18 protein-coding genes are annotated in these 18738 nt (G+C 48.1%); 14 read left to right on the forward strand and 4 right to left on the reverse strand.

What is annotated here, in order from left to right:
- The first annotated feature begins 7 nt into the window (after nucleotides 1-7).
- The 11 genes from HMPREF0980_RS04790 (at nucleotide 8) to HMPREF0980_RS04840 (ending at nucleotide 7472) form a co-directional block, all read left to right on the forward strand.
- Nucleotides 8-340: a ribosomal-processing cysteine protease Prp gene (locus tag HMPREF0980_RS04790; protein WP_049727960.1), complete on the forward strand. Its 333-nt coding sequence runs from the start codon at nucleotides 8-10 to the stop codon at nucleotides 338-340.
- Between the two features lie 4 nt (nucleotides 341-344).
- Complete coding sequence (gene rpmA / locus HMPREF0980_RS04795; RefSeq protein ID WP_049727961.1) at nucleotides 345-629, forward strand: 50S ribosomal protein L27; 285 nt, start codon at nucleotides 345-347, stop codon at nucleotides 627-629.
- Nucleotides 630-808: 179 nt separating this feature from the next.
- Nucleotides 809-2095, forward strand: a complete 1287-nt coding sequence (gene obgE, locus HMPREF0980_RS04800) for a GTPase ObgE (protein ID WP_049727962.1) — start codon at nucleotides 809-811, stop codon at nucleotides 2093-2095.
- Between the two features lie 18 nt (nucleotides 2096-2113).
- Entirely contained in the window at nucleotides 2114-2407 is a 294-nt protein-coding gene (gene yhbY, locus HMPREF0980_RS04805; RefSeq protein WP_049728337.1) for a ribosome assembly RNA-binding protein YhbY, read from the forward strand.
- 41 nt (nucleotides 2408-2448) lie between these two features.
- Nucleotides 2449-3060 carry a nicotinate-nucleotide adenylyltransferase gene (gene nadD, locus HMPREF0980_RS04810; RefSeq protein ID WP_049727963.1) on the forward strand — a complete coding sequence of 204 codons (612 nt, stop codon included), beginning with the start codon at nucleotides 2449-2451 and terminating at the stop codon, nucleotides 3058-3060.
- Nucleotide 3061: 1 nt separating this feature from the next.
- Nucleotides 3062-3649, forward strand: a complete 588-nt coding sequence (yqeK, locus tag HMPREF0980_RS04815; RefSeq protein ID WP_049727964.1) for a bis(5'-nucleosyl)-tetraphosphatase (symmetrical) YqeK — start codon at nucleotides 3062-3064, stop codon at nucleotides 3647-3649.
- Nucleotides 3650-3654: 5 nt separating this feature from the next.
- Entirely contained in the window at nucleotides 3655-4011 is a 357-nt protein-coding gene (gene rsfS, locus HMPREF0980_RS04820; protein ID WP_049727965.1) for a ribosome silencing factor, read from the forward strand.
- A 240-nt stretch (nucleotides 4012-4251) separates the two neighbouring features.
- The gene (locus HMPREF0980_RS04825; protein WP_255351349.1) at nucleotides 4252-4725 is read left to right on the forward strand and encodes an RNA polymerase sigma factor; all 474 of its coding nucleotides are present in this window, start codon (nucleotides 4252-4254) and stop codon (nucleotides 4723-4725) included.
- Entirely contained in the window at nucleotides 4722-5510 is a 789-nt protein-coding gene (locus HMPREF0980_RS04830) for a hypothetical protein (RefSeq protein WP_049727967.1), read from the forward strand. Before HMPREF0980_RS04825 ends, HMPREF0980_RS04830 begins: the two co-directional genes overlap by 4 nt.
- Nucleotides 5495-6391: an ABC transporter ATP-binding protein gene (locus HMPREF0980_RS04835; RefSeq protein WP_049727968.1), complete on the forward strand. Its 897-nt coding sequence runs from the start codon at nucleotides 5495-5497 to the stop codon at nucleotides 6389-6391. The genes HMPREF0980_RS04830 and HMPREF0980_RS04835 overlap by 16 nt, the downstream gene beginning before the upstream one ends.
- Complete coding sequence (locus HMPREF0980_RS04840) at nucleotides 6369-7472, forward strand: ABC transporter permease (protein WP_049727969.1); 1104 nt, start codon at nucleotides 6369-6371, stop codon at nucleotides 7470-7472. The genes HMPREF0980_RS04835 and HMPREF0980_RS04840 overlap by 23 nt, the downstream gene beginning before the upstream one ends.
- A 64-nt stretch (nucleotides 7473-7536) precedes the next feature.
- Here the strand turns inward: HMPREF0980_RS04840 and lexA are convergent, their stop codons facing one another.
- Nucleotides 7537-8154 (reverse strand): transcriptional repressor LexA, encoded by a 618-nt coding sequence (lexA, locus tag HMPREF0980_RS04845; protein ID WP_049727970.1) that lies wholly within the window; start codon nucleotides 8152-8154, stop codon nucleotides 7537-7539.
- 198 nt (nucleotides 8155-8352) lie between these two features.
- Here lexA and HMPREF0980_RS04850 point away from each other — a divergent pair, with 198 nt between their 5' ends.
- The gene (locus tag HMPREF0980_RS04850) at nucleotides 8353-8712 is read left to right on the forward strand and encodes a LysM peptidoglycan-binding domain-containing protein (protein WP_049727971.1); all 360 of its coding nucleotides are present in this window, start codon (nucleotides 8353-8355) and stop codon (nucleotides 8710-8712) included.
- A 259-nt stretch (nucleotides 8713-8971) separates the two neighbouring features.
- Nucleotides 8972-10030, forward strand: coding sequence for a tyrosine-type recombinase/integrase (locus tag HMPREF0980_RS04855; protein ID WP_049727972.1), 1059 nt, complete (start codon nucleotides 8972-8974; stop codon nucleotides 10028-10030).
- Here the strand turns inward: HMPREF0980_RS04855 and HMPREF0980_RS04860 are convergent.
- The gene (locus HMPREF0980_RS04860) at nucleotides 10027-11220 is read right to left on the reverse strand and encodes an MFS transporter (RefSeq protein WP_049727973.1); all 1194 of its coding nucleotides are present in this window, start codon (nucleotides 11218-11220) and stop codon (nucleotides 10027-10029) included. The genes HMPREF0980_RS04855 and HMPREF0980_RS04860 overlap by 4 nt on opposite strands.
- Before the next feature lie 134 nt (nucleotides 11221-11354).
- Between HMPREF0980_RS04860 and HMPREF0980_RS04865 the strand changes: the two genes are divergently transcribed.
- Nucleotides 11355-12239 (forward strand): AraC family transcriptional regulator, encoded by an 885-nt coding sequence (locus HMPREF0980_RS04865; RefSeq protein WP_049727974.1) that lies wholly within the window; start codon nucleotides 11355-11357, stop codon nucleotides 12237-12239.
- 82 nt (nucleotides 12240-12321) lie between these two features.
- Here the strand turns inward: HMPREF0980_RS04865 and HMPREF0980_RS04870 are convergent, their stop codons facing one another.
- Complete coding sequence (locus HMPREF0980_RS04870) at nucleotides 12322-15906, reverse strand: response regulator (protein ID WP_049727975.1); 3585 nt, start codon at nucleotides 15904-15906, stop codon at nucleotides 12322-12324.
- The gene (locus HMPREF0980_RS04875; RefSeq protein WP_049727976.1) at nucleotides 15903-18500 is read right to left on the reverse strand and encodes an EAL domain-containing protein; all 2598 of its coding nucleotides are present in this window, start codon (nucleotides 18498-18500) and stop codon (nucleotides 15903-15905) included. Before HMPREF0980_RS04875 ends, HMPREF0980_RS04870 begins: the two co-directional genes overlap by 4 nt.
- Nucleotides 18501-18738: the final 238 nt, after the last annotated feature.

The following is an 18738-nucleotide window of genomic DNA, read 5'->3' on the forward strand; positions in this document are numbered from 1 at the left end:
ACTACCGATGATTAAGGTAACTATCTATCACAATGAAAAGAATGAATGCGTAGGCTTCAGAGCTTCAGGGCATGCAGGACAGGATGAATGTGGACAGGATATCGTATGTGCGGCTGCGTCTATACTGATGATCAATACCGTTAACGCGATTGAACAGTTTACCGGGGACGAGTTTTCCCTTGTGTCTGATGAGGATGACGGCAGTATGGAATGCAGGCTCGCAGGGCATCCTTCTAAAGAAGCGGAACTTCTTTTAAAGACCATGGTTCAGGGACTGACGGCAATGGAGGACGATGAAGATTACACGCAATACATCGATATCATATTCGAGGAGGTGTAAAAACATGATGAAATTAAACCTTCAATTTTTCGCTCATAAGAAAGGGGTCGGTTCTACCAAGAACGGCCGGGATTCAGAGTCTAAAAGACTTGGTGCGAAAAGAGCTGACGGGCAGTTTGTCAAAGCTGGAAATATCCTTTACAGACAGCGTGGAACTAAGATTCATCCAGGCTTGAATGTCGGACGCGGCGGAGATGATACATTATTCGCTCTCGCTGACGGCGTTGTAAGATTTGAAAGAAAAGGAAGAGACAAGAAACAGGTTTCTATCTATCCAGCAGCACAATAGTGAGATTACGGATAACCCTGCCAAAAACTGGCAGGGTTATTTTAACCAGGTTCAATTGGGGACGGGGGAAAATCCAATTTCCCCGTCCCCAATTGAATCCATGTCACAGTCATGATATGATATATATTGAGCATCATATTAGGTAAGACTATGACAGAAAGCAGAAAGAGGAAAATATTATGTTTGCAGATAGAGCGAAGATATGCATCCGTTCCGGCAAAGGCGGTGACGGGCATGTGAGTTTCCGCAGAGAGCTGTATGTACCAAACGGCGGCCCGGACGGCGGCGACGGCGGACGCGGCGGAGATGTCATCTTTGAGGTGGACGAAGGGCTGAATACGCTTCAGGACTACCGCCACAGGAGGAAATACGCAGCCAAAGACGGGGAACAGGGTGGAAAACGCAGATGCCATGGGGCGGACGCGGATGATATTGTACTGAAGGTTCCGGAGGGAACGGTTATCAAAGAAGCGGAGTCCGGCAAGGTTATCGCAGATATGTCCGGAGACAATAAAAGGCAGGTCGTGCTAAAAGGCGGCAGAGGAGGGCTTGGGAACCAGCATTTTGCGACATCTACCATGCAGATTCCGAAATACGCTCAGCCGGGGCAGCCGTCCCGCGAGCTGTGGGTCAGCCTGGAGCTGAAGGTCATTGCGGATGTAGGCCTGATTGGATTTCCAAACGTAGGGAAATCCACCTTCTTGTCAAGAGTGAGCAACGCAAAGCCAAAGATTGCCAATTATCATTTTACGACGCTTAACCCAAATCTTGGCGTAGTGGACCTGGACGGGGCACAGGGCTTTGTCATCGCAGATATCCCCGGCCTGATTGAAGGCGCATCAGAAGGGGTTGGCCTTGGACATGAATTCCTCCGCCATATTGAGAGGACGAAGATGATGATTCACGTGGTTGACGCGGCAGGGAGTGAAGGCCGCAGCCCGGTAGATGACATCTATAAAATAAACGCGGAGCTTGAGGCGTATAATCTGGAGATAGCAGGGAGGCCCCAGGTCATTGCCGCCAATAAGACCGATCTGATATTCGGCAAAGACGGGGAGAATCCTGTGGAACAGCTGAAAGAAGAATTTGAACCGAAGGGAATCAAGGTGTTTCCGATTTCCGGTGCCACAGGCGAGGGTATAAGCGAACTGCTGTATTATGTATCTGAACAGCTTGGCAAGCTCGACAGCAGTCCGGTCATATTTGAACAGGAATACTTTCCGGAGGATGAACTCATTTATGAAAACCTTCCGTATACGATAGAGAAAGATGAAGGCATGTACGTGGTGGAAGGTCCTAAGATTGAGAAGATGCTCGGATATACGAATCTGGATTCCGAGAAAGGGTTTGCATTCTTCCAGAAGTTTCTCAAAGACACCGGTATTCTGGACGAGCTGGAAGCTGCCGGTATCGAAGAAGGGGATACGGTGCGGATGTATGGATTACAGTTTGATTATTACAAATAGAAGAGGAGCGGCAGTATGATGACGACAAAACAGAGAGCGTATCTGAAGGGGCTGGCCATGACCATGGATCCGGTCTTTCAAGTTGGAAAGAACAGCATAACACCAGAGGTGACAGAAGCGGTAAGAGAAGCGCTTGCTGCCAGGGAGCTGATCAAGGTGGCCGTATTGAAGAACTGTGCCGACGACCCAAAGGAAATGGCCCAGCTTCTCGCGGAGCGTACGCAGTCCCAGGTTGTTCAGGTTATCGGGAAGAAAATCGTCCTTTACAAAGAAGGCAAAGACAAAAACAGACGTATAGAGCTGCCAAAATAAAAATTGCACAGATTTAATTTCCGAAGCAGAGGTCAAGATATATGAAGATAGGCATAATGGGCGGAACATTCGATCCGATACACAATGGGCATCTCATGCTTGGCGAGGCGGCGTACCAGTTATTTCATCTTGACGAAGTATGGTTCATGCCCAACGGGAATCCACCACATAAGCACCACACATCTATCAAGTCAGACGTGGAGGACCGGGTGGAGATGGTGCGTCTTGCGATAGAAGGGTATGAAAGTTTCCATCTTCAGCAGTATGAAGCTCAGAAGAAAGAAATATCCTATTCCTTTGAGACGTTAGAGCATTTCAATAAAATATATGAAGACTATGAGTTCTATTTTATCATCGGTGCAGATTCGCTTTTTGCCATCGAAGGCTGGATCCATCCGGAACGGATATTTCCTACATGTACGATACTTGCCGCTTACAGGGACGATATCGACACGAAAGAAGAGATGTGCAGGCAGATCAATTATCTCAGGGGGAAATTCCATGCTAAGATTGAATTGCTTGCAACGCCGCTCATGCACATTTCGTCCAGTGAATTGAGGACAAGGCTTAAGCAGGGCGGAGATATAAGCAGAATGGTGCCGGAGAAGGTACGAGAATATATAAAGAATCATCATTTATATAAGGAAGTGTAATATGAAGCAGAAGATAAGCAGAATACGCAGAAGGTTAAAGGCAGATCTGGACAGAGAAAGGTATGAGCATACTCTCGGAGTCATGTACACCGCGGCCGCTATGGCGATGCGGTACGGCGAAGACGTAGACCAGGCGCTCATGGCGGGACTTCTCCATGACTGTGCAAAATGCATTGCGCCAGATACGAAGATAAAATTATGTGACAGGTATCACCTGAGCGTGTCAGACATAGAGCTTTCTAATCCGAGCCTTCTCCATGCAAAGCTTGGCGCGTACCTTGCCGCCAAGAAATTCCATATCCGTGATAAGGATGTGATAGACGCCATTGCAAGCCACACGACCGGCAGACCGCATATGACGCTGCTTGAGAAGATCATATTTATTTCTGATTATATTGAGCCGGGAAGAGAAGAACTCCCCAATATGGCTACGGTGAGGAAGCTTGCATTTTCCGATATAGACGAATGTCTTTACCGGATCCTTAAAGATTCCCTCGTATATCTGGAATCCAAAAACATGCCGATTGACCCAATGACAGAAAAGGCATATCAATATTATAAAGAAAAACTTGGTAAAAAGGAGGAATAGCTTATATGGAACATGCAGTAGAGATGGCCCGCATCGCATACGATGCATTATCGGATAAAAAGGGAGAGGACATACGGATTATCGATATATCTCACATATCGGTACTCGCAGATTACTTTATCATTACAGACGGAACGAGCGACAGCCAGATCAAGGCGCTTGTAGAAAATGTAGATGAAAAAATGGAGAAGGCCGGCTATCATCTGAAACAGCAGGAAGGCAAAAACAGCGGTTCATGGGTGCTTATGGACTATGGTGATGTTATCGTGCACGTATTTGAAAAAGAAAACCGTTCCTTCTATAATCTGGAACGAATCTGGAACGACGGAAAGGCCGTACAGCGCGAAGAGCTGAACGTTTAGGAAAGCGGTCGCCGTGCAAAGGCGGACGTGTGACGCCAGATCATAATGAGGAAGAGCCGGAATCAAGTACGGGGATGTTATCTCACATAACATTCCCTCCCTTGATTCCGGTTCTTCTTGCATGCGGCCTGATTTTACAAAACTCACATTTTTTAAATCTTTTTCAGGAACCCACGCGTTATATATAGGTAAGACGTTTTACAGACAGAAAGAAGGTGCCGGAAACTGGACGATAGAAAGATAACGCAGTATTATGATGAAATCTTCCGTTTTGCATATTACATGACAGGCAGTGAAGATGCCGCTTATGACTGTACGCAGGAGACATTTCTGCGGCTGATCCGGTTTTACGGCACATATGTTGAAAAACGGAAGTTCAAGGCATGGCTGTTACGGATAGCCCGGAATGTCTGTTATGACTACTTTCGCAGACAGAAAGAGATACCGTCAGAAGAAGTCACGCTTGGCATGATGCCAGGCAAGGCGGAGCCGGACAGGAATCTTGGACATCTGGAGCGGGGACAGGTCATCAGGGCAGCACTTGACAGACTGCCCCGTATGCAGAGAGATGTGGTAATCCTGAGATTCTACCACGAGCTTTCCATTAAGGAAATAGCGATTATAACGGACAGCAGGATACCGACTGTCAAATCCCGGCTGCGCCAAAGCATGGAGAAGCTTCGGAATCTGCTGAATGAGGAGGAATTGATTTGAGCCTTTCTAAAAAAGAAAAAGAAATACAAAAGGTCCTGAGTGGGTACAGATCTCCGGCGGCCGTTCCGGAACGAAGAAATACGGCGGTGTACATTATCGAAGCCGAATATGGAAAAAAAGGCATACAGAACCGGTGTCCATACTGGATACGCCTTAAAACACAGATAGCATACATCCCAAAGCTTCTCTGGCTTGTACAAGGTATCTTGCTGACGGCGGGGCTGTGGGCCATTATGTACGCTCCAAGGTCTGGCGCGCTTACGGTCTTGTCAGCCGGTTCTCCCGTGCTCGGCGTAACCGTGTTTCCGGTGCTGCTGCGCAGCTTTTCGGATGGCATGTGGGAATTGGAGCAGTCCGCCAGATTCAGCCTGAAAGAGATCTGCGGCATGAGGCTTCTCATATTCGGCCTGACGGATACGTGCATTTTAGCCGTCCTCTTGGCAGCGATGGTTCGGGAAGGCACGTCATTGAGCAGCTACCTATACTGGGTTATCGTTCCTTTTGCCTTATCCTGTTCCTGTTACATGTATCTCATACGTAAGATAAGAAGAAGCGCCTCTGGCTATATGCTCATATGTGCCGGAGCTGTTCTCGGCTGCGTCTCCCTGTACGTACAAGGATATAAAGACAAGATAGAGGGGATCCTTTCTGGCGGCATCGGGAGTGCCGCAGCCGCAGTCCTGCCCGCGGCTGCGGCGGTCATTCTTGGTATACAGGTATATTCTTATGTCAGGTTTATCGGCCAAAAGGGGAAAGGATGGGAGGAAATATGGAATTACAGCTAGATCAGGTTACGAAACAATACGGGGAGAAGCTGGCTGTCGACCGGCTGGACATGAGCCTTGAACCGGGCGTATATGGTCTCTTGGGGGCAAATGGAGCCGGAAAGACTACGCTGATGCGTCTTATATGTGATATCCTGAATCCGACTTCAGGCGTTATCAGCTACTGCCATCAGGATATCCATCAGATGGGAGAGCAATACCGTAATATCTTGGGTTATCTGCCCCAGAAGTTTGGATATTATCCGGAGTTTACCGCACTCAGATTTTTACTTTATATGTCGGCACTCAAAGGGCTGGACAGGACGGCCGCAGCGGAACGCTCTATAGAGCTGCTGAAGCTCACCGGCCTGCTGCAGGAGAAGGATAAGAAGATCAAGACATTTTCCGGGGGGATGCAGCGCAGGCTCGGCATCGCCCAGGCAATGCTGAACGACCCTTATATTCTTGTGCTGGATGAACCGACATCAGGCCTTGATCCAAAAGAACGTGTGCGCTTCCGGAATCTTATCAGCTCTTTCTCAAAGGATAAGATAGTGCTTCTCTCTACTCATATCGTCGCTGATGTGGAATACATCGCCGATAAGATATTCATCATGAAGGAGGGACGGTTTATCAAGACCGGAACGCTGGAAGAGATTATATCAGAGACGGAAGGCATTGTGTGGGAATGCGAGGTAAGCCCGGTCATGGCGGCCTCAATGGAAGAAAAGTATACGATTGTCAATGTAAAGAGGAAAGGTGACAAGACAATCCTGCGCATCGTATCTGAAGAAAGGCCGTCCAAGGACGCGGTGAAAACAGAGGCGACGCTGGAAGATATATATCTGCATTATTTCAGCAGGGAAGGAGAGGAGCCATATGGGACAGCTGTTTCGTTTTGAGTTTGCCAAACTGCTTCATAAGAAAATCGTCATGGCGGCGCTTGCGGCCTATGCTGCCGTAATGATAGTATTACTCGTCAACCAAAGTGCCGCAGGCCTGGAAGTGAAAACAGCAGATGGACAGACATATCACGGAAGAGAGGCTGTGGAATATGAGAAGGCTGTGGCGGATAGGTACCGTGGGAAGCTGGATGCTGAGAAAGTAAACGACATCCTCCGGTCTGCCGCTGCATCCGGTAATCCGGAGGAGTTATCTTATAGAGGAGACTGGATGACAAAATCTATTTCCGCTATGTTTGTCTGGGAATCCTGGGATAAGATAAAGCCTGTGGACGACGCTGACATTGAGGAAGCCTATCCCCAGACGAAAGAAAAGCCATTCCAGATAGGTTATACGAGGGGGTGGGAGACTGCCATGGTGTGTATAGAGTCCATGCTTCTCATTGCCGGCTTCCTCATAGTCATCACGGTTGCGCCAGTGTTCTCGGAAGAGTACTCAAGCGGCATGGATGCCCTCATACTGACAGGAAAAAGAGGAAAGAGCACATGTATCTATGCCAAGATCCTGGCATCCATCAGCTTCTCCGTACTGCTCGCTTTATTCACGATTGTTCTGCCAGCCGCAGCAATGGTGGTACAATATGGAACGAAAGGGTGGGATGCAGCGATTCAGGTGGCCGTACATGGACTGTTCTGGACTGTACCGTATACGGTCGGCTGTATGCAGGCGCTGGCTCTCATTACCGTATTTGCATTTATTGGCTGTATACTTCTGACATGTATGACACTGCTTCTGTCAGCACTTTCCAGAAATTCATTTACAGCAGTTCTGGCTGCCCTGTTTCTGTATGTCCTTCCGATTGTGCTGATTGACAAGCTGGATATCCTTCTGCTCAATCAGCTTCTGTCCATTATGCCTTCCGGCGACTTCAATGTTGCCTTAGTGCTCGGAATGAAGGACATGAGTATCGGAACGCTTGACATCCCGATGTCATATCTGAATATAACCCTGGCCGTCCTTATGGGCATCGGTGCCTGGAATGGTTCCAGGAAGATATTTGGAGGACACCAGGTAACTTAAAAGTAATGAAAAGAAGCGCCGGTCATAAGGATAATTTGACCGGCGCTTCTTTCCAGTAAGAGTTCTAATCAAAAAAACGGAATACCCCAATCACTTTGCCCAATATCTGGACATCCCGCACGATGATGGGGTCCATCGTGTCATTCTGCGGCTGAAGGCGGATGATGCCTTCCTCTTTATAAAAGGTCTTGACCGTGGCCCCGTCCTCGACGAGCGCTACAACCATCTCTCCGTTGCGGGCCGTCTTACGTTCTTCCACCAACACGTAGTCCCCGTCAAGGATACCGGCATTGATCATGCTTTCTCCTTTTACCTTAAGCATAAACGTCTGCTTGTTAGGCATGTATTCCATCGGGATAGGAAAGTAGTTCTCTATATTCTGTTCGGCAAGAATAGGTTCTCCCGCTGCTACGCGGCCCAGAATCGGTACGTTTACCATTTCCCGTCTCGTAAAATTAAAAGAATCATCCAGTATCTCGATTGCTCTCGGTTTGGTCGGATCCCTGCGGATATAACCGTTCTTCTCCAGCGTCTCCAGATGGGAGTGGACTGAAGAGGTGGACTTAAGATTTACGGCTTCGCAGATGTCACGCACCGCTGGTGGAAAACCCCGTTCCAGTATCTGTGCTTTTATGTATTCTAATATTTCCTGCTGCTTTGGACTGATTTTACCTTGCGCCATAAAAAACCTCCTTGATTTCATCCGTACTTTCTGCTTTTATACTTATTTTATCATAGCAAAAGTAAAAAAGCAAACAAATGTTTAGAAAATATGTTCGATTAATTTCCGAAATACTATTGACAAACGTGCGTTCGGATTATATAATCTTCATATAGAACGGTTGTTCGTTTTGACAGAACCTGACGAGGAGGGGAAGCTATGGATGCACACAGGTTATATGCGGCAAGCAAGAGAAGAAGACAAGTATGCATGAAGAAATTCACGGCAGCGATATCGGCGTTCGTTTTGATAATGTGCATGAGCATCCTGCTCGGCTGCAATTTTTCTGATGCTAGCGACAGCCGGGAGGATGCCCCTGTAGAGTACAGATATTACAAGAGCATAGAGATACAGCCAGGTGATACGCTCTGGGGAATCGCAGAAGAATTTATGACTGATGAATACAGTTCCGTGAATGAATATATTAATGAAGTCAAGAAAATCAACGGCCTGGGTTCCGATGACATCCAGGAGAGCCAGTATCTGACCATAGCGTATTATGATACTGAGTTCAGATAGATATATAAGCTTTTCGAAGCCTTATATATATTATACTCACCTATTGGCGGCATGTCCCTAAGAGCAGCGATGCGATTAGGGGCATGCCGCCGTTATGCTGTACGAGATAATGTGCAGTATAATCTTGTGACATATCTATACGACAAATACCGATTTTTCCAAAAGATATGGACAGGAATTTAAAACAATGATATAATCTGCTTAATCAAGGGATTACAGACCGTTCTATAATAAGCTATATAAGGGGGATTTTATTATAATGCCAGAGACAAGAACATATCATGAGCAGACACAGATCAACCAGACGCTGCGGCTCAGGGAAGTCCTGAAGACGCTGCCGCCATTTGCAAAGGATTATTTTCGTGCGATGGAGCCAAAGTCTTCCGCCAAAACAAGAATTAACTATGCCTACGATATACGTGTGTTTTTTCATTTTCTTATGGAAGCCAATCCAAGCTATAAAAATTATACAATCGATCAGTTTGAAGTATGTGATCTTGAAAAGCTGGAACCGGTAGATATCGAGGAATACATGGAATATCTGAAAGTATACAGGCATGAAGATGAACTGATCACAAACAGTGAAAAAGGACTGTCCCGTAAGATGTCGGCCCTCCGAAGCTTCTATAGCTATTATTTTAAACATCAGATAATCATGAAAAATCCAACGCTGCTCGTTGATATGCCGAAGCTCCATGACAAGGCAATCATACGTCTGGACGCCGATGAGGTTGCATTGCTCCTCGATTATGTCGAGACGTGCGGAAGCAGGCTGTCCGGACAGGCATTGACGTATTACCGTAAGACGAAGAACCGGGATCTGGCGATACTGACCTTGCTTCTTGGTACCGGAATCCGCGTATCGGAATGCGTCGGACTTGACCTGACGGATGTAGATTTCAAGAACAATGGAATCACAGTGACGCGTAAAGGAGGCAGCCAGATGGTCGTCTATTTTGGAGAAGAAGTAGAAATGGCTCTTACAAGCTATATCACCGGAGACCGGGCGGCTGCCACTCCCCTCTCCGGCCATGAAAATGCCCTCTTCCTCTCCACCCAGCGCCGGCGTATGGGAATCCAGGCAATGGAGAATATGGTTAAAAAATACGCCAGACAAGTTACTCCGAACAAAAAGATTACCCCGCATAAGCTCAGAAGCACGTATGGTACTTCGCTCTATAAAGAGACTGGGGACATCTATCTTGTGGCCGATGTCCTTGGACACAAGGATGTCAACACGACGAAGAAGCACTATGCCGCCATTGATGAAGACAGGCGCAGGAAAGCGGCATCGGCAGTGAAGCTGCGGGAAAGTTAAGCTGAGGCTCCTATTTCTTCAGCTTTCTTCAGCAGCAAGGTTGGCAGAAAGATTCCGGCACAGAATACACATCCCAGAGCCATGCCCCAGTCAATCCCCATAAAATCGCTGACGATTCCCATGATCCATGGTCCGAACATGCCGCCAAGTCCTCCGCATGCAAAATAAATACCTTGAATCCTGGCAGAATCACCATGTGGCAGACTGGATAGTATGGCTGTCCCTGCCGGGAAGATAATGGAGTAAAAAAGGCCGGTGAGCGCCGCGCACATGACAAACAGCGGTGAACCGAATACACCGAGCAGCATACAGATACATGCCGCTGCAGACGCAGCCAGCACACATTTTCTCCGCCCTGCCCTGTCTACAAATAAGCTGCCGAGCAGCCTGCCTAATGTGATACCGATATAGAACATGGACAAGAACCTGGAGCTGTCCACAACGGAGAACAGCTTCTCTTTTCTGTAGAAATCAACCATCCATGTTGCAACGCCCATCTCAGCGGCCATGTATGAAAAATTCACAAGATACATGAGCAGGATTCCTCTTTGTGAGAGGATGCTGCGTATGTTCGACTCTTCTTTCTCTTCTGCATGTGATCCGGCCGGTCCGGTTTCGGGCCGTGATGAATTTTTAATCATACAGAAGAAAAAGGTGGACGGTATGAGGAGCAATAAACCACATCGGTAGACCAAGCGCCAGGAAATCCCCTCGCCAAGCATATATCCTGCAATAACCGGAGAAATGATTGCGCCGAGTCCGGCGATGGAAGTTAATAAGCTGAGATAACCACCTTTCTTATCCGGATAACACTCTGTAATTATATTGCATCCGACCAGTTCTAATGCACCAAGTCCCATTCCCATAAAGAAGATAAATAATATGAGCAGAGGCATCGCAGAAGAAAAGGAGTATCCCGTTACCCCAAGTACCATACAGGCACCGGCAAAAACCAAAGCTGCCTTCTGTCCGCAATAATCTGTTAAGAAGCCTGCCAGGAAGGTGGCGGCAAAATACCCCGCATATTGCCCCATAACAATGGTCCCGCCTATAGAATAATTGAAATTCATATCATCCAGCAGATTAGATAAGGTGGATCCTTTCAGACTATCAAACAGCCCGAAAAGCAGATAGCTCAGCAAGCTTGCCGCGGTAATCATAAGACATGGATTTTTATTGAGTTTAAGCATAAGGTACCTCCCGGAGATAAGATGATTATCGTAATTTCCTTTTTTATGGTATAATTATAACAGCTAAAAATATAAATCGATAATAGAATTCAGCCAGTTAATATGACAATACGGTCAGGATATGGAGGAATGTAATGCTGACATTTGGTGACACCACTATCGACAGCCAGAGGCATGAATATTTGGAGGATGGAACAGTGGAATTTCCTGTTGCATGTTATTTTGATGATTTAAAGCAAAAATCCATTCCATGGCATTGGCATGAGGAATTAGAAGTTGGAATTGTCCGGGAAGGGACCATAACGATCAGGACTCCAAACGGCCAGTGGCAGCTTTCAAAAGGAGAATGCTTTTTTATCAACAGCAGCATACTGCATACGATACAGGCTCAGAATCCGGAGGGATGTTCCACAGATTCCTTAGTCTTCCACGCGAATCTAGTTGGAGGCAATATGGACAGCGTCTTCTGGCGTAAATTTGTTCGTCCGGTTACGTCGAACGCGGGAATTGCCATGCTGCCATTTCATAAGACAGAACACAAAAAAGCGAATGAGCTTATCCAGTCTGCATGGCTGGAATGTCTTCACAGTGACTATGGTTTTGAGGTCAACGTCCGCTATCTATTATCACAATTATTTGTAGCGATTACCCAAAACCATCCCGAAATATCAGCCGCCAATCAGAAAAAACTGTTCCAGCACAGTGAACGGATTAAAATAATGCTTACATATATAAAGGATAATTATTCGGAAAATGTAACCGTCCGCAAAATTGCAGACAGCGCCTCTATCAGCGAAAGCGAGTGCCTGCGCTGCTTTCGCAATGTACTGGGCATCTCGCCGATCTCATATCTGAAAAGATACCGGCTGCAGCATGCAGCGGAATTATTAGATGGAACGCAATGGAAGGTCTCTTACATAGGACAGTTGTGTGGTTTTAGCGAGATGAGCTATTTTTCTAAATCTTTCAGGGAGATATATCAATGTACGCCTTCGCAATACCGGTTACGGGATAAATAGCTGAAGACAGCCCTTGGGAAGTGGACTGGGCCTTCTGTCCATGGCTCCCTAAGGGCTGTCTTCCGTTCACACCTTCATATATTCATGACTCTGTTTCAAAGATAAAGTCATATAACGTCTGATACATCCGGCCCGGATCAATCGGCTTGGCAAGGTGTGCATCCATACCCGCCGCCTTGCTCTTTTCGATATCATCATCAAAGGCATTCGCAGTCATGGCAATGATAGGAATCTCCGTTGCATCAGAATTGCTGAGGTGCCGTATATTCGATGCCGCCGTAAGTCCGTCCATTATCGGCATACGGATATCCATAAGTATGGCATCATAGTAGCCTGCCGGGGATTTGCTGAACATCTCCAGCGCACGCAGCCCGTTTTCTGATGTATCTACCTGAAAGCCCTTGCTCTCCAGCAGCATCACAGCTACTTCCGTATTGATCGCATTGTCTTCAGCCAGCAGCACCCGTTTGCCCGTAAAGTCATAATCCTCAGGTTCCGGCTTCTTCTCCTGCTCCTCTTTCTCTCCCAGAGCCTTCGTAAACGCGGATATCAGAGCGGATTTGAACATAGGCTTGCTCATGAGCAGATTTACACCTGCCAGCTTTGCTTCGTGTTCGATGGCAACCCAGTCGTAAGCGGTCATGATAATGATGGTGACCTCCGGCCCTACAATCGACCGTATACGCCGGGCCGTTTCCAGCCCGTCCATCTCCGGCATCTTCCAATCTATGAGAATCATGTCGTAATAGCGGCCTTCACCCCACAGTTTCTTCACTTTATCTACCGCTTTTCTCCCACTGTCAATCCATTCTGCCGTAATTCCCATCTCACGCAAGGTTACGACTGCACTTTCACATACGGCGACATCATCGTCGACAACGAGAGTCTTCAGATGAGAAAAATTATAATTTTGCTTTTTCTGGTGATGGCGGAGCTTCTCTTCTTCGCTGATTCCTAATTTGACATCTACCGTAAACTCTGTACCGATTCCTTTGATCGAACGCACCGCAATGTTTCCATCCATCAGGTCTACGATGTTCTTAGAGATGGCAAGACCCAGTCCCGTGCCTCCGTACAATGCGGTGGTCCCGGTAGACTCCTGTGAAAAAGGCTCAAAAATATGGGGCACGAAATTCTCATCCATACCGACTCCCGTATCATTTACGATAAAGCGCAGAGTCGCATCGGACTTCGTCTTTCTCCTCTCTGCAGCCGAGAATGTCACTTTTCCTCCTTCACCGGTAAACTTGATGGCATTAGACAGGATATTGATCAGCACCTGCTGAAGCTTCATCGCATCCCCCACATAATAATCATCAAGAACGGGGTCAATGATACATTCATAGTCCACCTGCTTGGCAGCGGCCTGTGAATAACAGATTGAATTGATGCCGTTCAGAAATTCTTCCGTTGGAATCCTTTCGTTCTTTAGCAGCATCTTTCCGCTCTCAATGCGGCTCATATCCAGAATATCGTTGATCAGGGACAGAAGGAATCGTGATGATATGCCTATCTTAGAAATACAATCTTCTACCTGCTCATCGTCACCGATAGACTGGGCGGCTATGGTGCTCATGCCGATAATCGCGTTCATCGGCGTGCGTATCTCGTGGCTCATGCGGGAAAGGAAATCAGACTTCGCAGCATTGGCCTGCTCGGCCGCCACCAGTGCTCCGGCCAGCTCTTCCTTCTGCTTCTGCTCCTGCCTTACGACATCCGTCACATCTGCCCTCGTCATGCATACACGTCCCAGATCCTCGTTGATATAGAACACCTGGAACCGCTTGATACGTATACCATGGCTCTCAGTCAGTTCCAGTATAAAAGTGTATGAATTCTCTTTTGCCAGCCGCTCCTTCATGTATGCGTAGTCCAGCTTCTCCAGAAACTCTTTTTGGGCGCCTTCCTCCATGCAGCGGCTGGCCACCTCACGTATCTGCTGCTGGAAATCTCCCTGCAGCGGTATAGACTGCTCCCACTCGTCCGAAAACCCGACAAGCCGGTATCCGGAAGTCGTAATATCGATTTCTGTGATAATATCATAATCCAGCTTCGTAATCTTTTTCAGCAGCAGCTCCTGCAGCCTCTGCTCTGTTATATCCTGCGTATAGAAGAACATTATGACATCGCCGGTTTCTGGATTCAGGCAGGAACGAAAGCTGGATCCGCTCCAGAAAGCCGTTCCATCCTTGCGCCTGCGAAGGAAGCTGAAATTATAATCCACTTTTCCCGCCGCATAATCTGCCAGTACCCTCGAGCGTTCAAGCGTTTCACGAAGCAGCTGACCATACTGTGTTTCTACCGCGGAATCCGCGAGCTTCTCAACCATCTTGTCATAAGTGTCGCCGACACGTGACACGGCTACATTCGCTGTCGATATGTAATTCTCCATTCTGTTTTGCGTGACGTTGATACGCCCCTGGAATGTACCGTCTTTCGATGACAGTTCGGCAAAATATGTCATCTCCTGCTCGTACAGTTCATTTACCCTCTCCTGCAGGCGTTTTTCTTCCGTGATATCTACGAGCACGCAGTAAAAATGCCGCTCTCCGTTCTGCTCCTCCACGAGCTGTGCCTTGACAGATGCCCATTTGATGCTTCCGTCCCTGCAGACGAGACGGTTCTGATGCTGGATCGTATTGCTGTGCTTAAGCTGACTGTTCAGCCTCTCCGGCATGGCAGAGAGGTCTTCAGGATAGATGACCGCCGACATCTTGTTCCCCATGGCGGCAAACTCTTCCCTGCTGTATCCAAGGAATTCAAACAGTCCGTCGTTGGCGCCGATTACAGAAAAATCGTCGTCAAATCTGCACTGGAATACTCCGCCGGGTATATTATTGTAGAGATGCAGCACTTCTTCCTGTGCCTTTTTCTGGCTCGTGATATCGACGCAGACAGAGGAGATAGCCTCTCTTCCATCTTCTGAAACCGTCTTCCGTCCTACATCATGCACCCATATATAAGAACCATCTTTCTTTTTCATCCGGTAGTCGACCGTATACCTGTCTCCCTGCTCCAATTGGACAGCGACTTCCGCATCTACCATCTCCCGGTCATCCGGGTGCATGCAATTAGAAATCATACCTCCAATATCGGAGCAAAACTCTTTTTCATCCTCGTATCCGAGATAATCCAGCATATTATCGTTAATAAAGTAGAAAGGAAACCCTTCTTCTATGTATCCGCCCATCATACCGCCGGGGACAGAGTCGTTCAGAAGCTTCTGACGCTGTCTTGAGATATGTTCCATCACCAGTGCCTGGGGATAGTGTTCGTCGCCGGTCTGGTTCCTGCTCGGCTCTGCGACATGGATGCTGAACAACTTCCATATGCCCTCTTCCAGAACGAGGATATAGAAGCCGCGCAGATACCACGTATATAGTGAATTCTTGAGGGTTATCTCGGCAGAGAGGCTTTGGACCCCTTCCTTGGGCATCTGCTCATAGATGACCGATATATTACACGCAAAGGGTTCCGGAACCTCTGCGATGTCCTGTCTGATGTAGTCCGACATTGCTTCTTTTCCAAAGGCCGTCTCGCCTTCCCCGCTCCCCACGAAGCTCACGCCATCCGACAGGAAAGAGACGGTCGCGTCCAAATCGCGCAGGACAAACCAGCAGTGGCAGAATTGTTTTACTGTTTCTAAAGCAGTTAATTGTATTTTCATATGTCACATCCTTTTTGTAAACAGCAGCAGCCTTTGTTTCCGCGTTTGGCCCGGTATAATGCCTTATCGGCCTCAACGATGATATTGGCCAGGGGCACGTTGTAATCCCATATGACGACGCCGCCCGTACAGCTCGTGGCAAACTGTTCCGTCAGCTCTCCTTCCTGGAAGGCCCTGCAGATCTCCTCGCCCTTTTTCAGGGCGGTATCGGCCACACCCATCTGCTTGATGACGGCGATAAATTCGTCTCCTCCGAACCGGGCCAGGATATCGCTGCTCCTTGTGTGTTCGCCGAGCAGCCTGCCAAACTTTTTAATAAGCCGGTCGCCGCACTCATGCCCATACGTATCATTGATCTGCTTCAAGTCGTCCAAGTCAAAAAGATATACTGCCAGAGGTGCATCCTCCTTGCGCAGAGCCCTGGAGGCATCACTGAGCCCCCTCCGGTTCAGAAGTCCGGTCAGATAGTCCCTTCCGGCTTCTTCCTGTAAAGCCTGTTCCCGCTCGTAAGAGATTGAGCGTCTCATCGCGTGAGCCAGACGTCTTTCCATCATTCTCGAGGAGTAAGGCTTGTACGCAAAATCATCGGCGCCTGCCTCGACAGCCCTTTCTTCTGTCCGTATGTCCGGCCGCGCCGTGGCAATGACAGGGATATTCCAGACGTTCTTTTCCCTCTGTAGAACTTCCAGTATGGAAAACCCATCCATGTCAGGCAATGTCAGGCTTAATACGACGGCAGAAATCTCACGTTCAAAGCGTACGATGAAGCCGAGCGTCTCTTGCCCGTTAGCTGTCTCCACAATCTGGTACCTGCCGCCAAACAGGTTCCTCAGTTCACGGCGGCATGCTTCCTCTTCTTCCGCTATAAGTATATATCCGAGGGAGGATTCGCTGCACAGGCTTTCTTCCGGCATTCTCTCCTTCTCCTGCACTTCTGTATCCAGCCGCTTCAATAGAGCCTCAAAATCCACACATGGCATTGGACGTGCAAAAAAGTACCCTTGTACAAAATCACACCCAATCTCCCTCAGCCGGTCCAGCTGTTCCCGTGTCTCCACTCCTTCCGCAACCACACTCAGCTTCATCCACCGCGCAAGTCCCATGATAAAGCCGAGAATCCCTTTATCAATCGGCTTTGCCGTCTCGCTCTGGATGAATTTCATATCCAGCTTCAATATATCAAGCGGCAGCTGGTTGAGCATATTTAAGGAGGAATAGCCGCTTCCAAAATCATCCATCTCTATGATGAACCCCAGCTTTCGGAGATGCTGGACCGTAGTGATGATCTGCTCCGGATCTTCCGTATAGGCACTTTCTGTTATCTCAAGATGCAGACGTGCAGGAGCAATGTCATATTTTCGGACCGTCTTCATCAGAACTTCCGCCAAGTCCACTTGATAGACATCTGCCCGGGACACGTTGACAGAGACCGGTATGGGCGGATATCCTTTCTCATCCCACTCCTGCATGACAGCACATGTCCTGTCCCAGACGTACTGGTCCAGCTTTGTTATAAAGCCATTTTTTTCAAAAAGTGGTATAAAGGCTGCCGGAGACTGAATCCCCCACTCTGGATGTTCCCAACGGACAAGCGCTTCGGCGCCGGCAAGCCTGTCAGTGCTGATACTGTATTTCGGCTGCAGATAGATGACAAACTGCTCTTCTTCCAGCGCTTCTTCCATTATGTCTGTGATTGCCTGTTCGTGCAGCATCTGGTTGCGCAGGTCATCATCATATCTCGAATAATGCTTTCCATACTGTCCTTTGATTTTCCGCGCGGCAAGAAGAGCACGGTCGCACATCTGGCCGACGGCCAGCGTACGGTCCTCAACAGCATAGACGCCCCACTTCATCACGGTATTGCGCATGTTGCTTATCCTTCCGAGCTCTCTGTCGGCCTGCACGAAAAATTCATCTGCATAATCATCTCTGCGCTCCACCAGGCAGGCAAACTGATCCGCATGCAGACGTCCGCAAATGCCTTTCTCTCCGACGAGCTTCGCATATATCGAAGCTATGCTGCATAGTAGGCGGTCTCCCGCAGGTACCCCGAAAATATCATTCACAAGCTTGAAATTCTCGATGTCCGAACAGAGGATATCATATTCTTTTCCTGGATTATGTTCCAGCGTCTCTTTGACGCGCCGGTAAAAGAATTCTTTGCTGTACAGCCCTGTCAGGCTGTCGAACTGGAACTGGTTGATGATTGCCGCAGTCTCCCGCAGGCGGATGATGCTCGCAACCCTCCGCAATATGGCCTGCGGCCTGTACGGCTTTGTGATAAATTCTGTCGCGCCGCTTGACAGTGCCGTGATTTCATCGTCTTCGCTGTCACTCTGCGTCGTTACGATAACCGGAACGGACGCGTATGGTGTCTTCTGTATGACAGACAAAAAGGCATGTCCGTCCATGACGGGCATGACGATATCGAGCAGAATCAAGGATATATCCCCGTGGCATTCCTGCAGAACTGCCAGGGCTTCCTTTCCGTTCTCCGCCTCGAGAACTTCATATTCCGACTTCAGGATTTCACACAGCAGCATCCGGTTGATTTCATTATCTTCCACTACCAAGATTTTCTTTTTAGCACTCATAGATATCCCCCCTTATCCCTCCGGCAAAACGCTGGCTGCCCCTGCCGTCTATGCAGCAAAACATGTCCGAACTGCATCACAAGCACCCGGACAAGAAGTCGGACAGGAGGAACTCAATGCCAATTCCTCCTGTCCGGTCCGATTCGTTCTAAATTAGCCGTATCTATCATTTTCTTAGCATATTGTACCATGCGGGTTAACGTTTTTCAAGACAATTCTCCATTGCCATAGGCTTGAT

Origin of the sequence: Dorea sp. D27, from assembly GCF_001185345.1 — a bacterium.
Lineage (GTDB): Bacteria > Bacillota > Clostridia > Lachnospirales > Lachnospiraceae > Extibacter.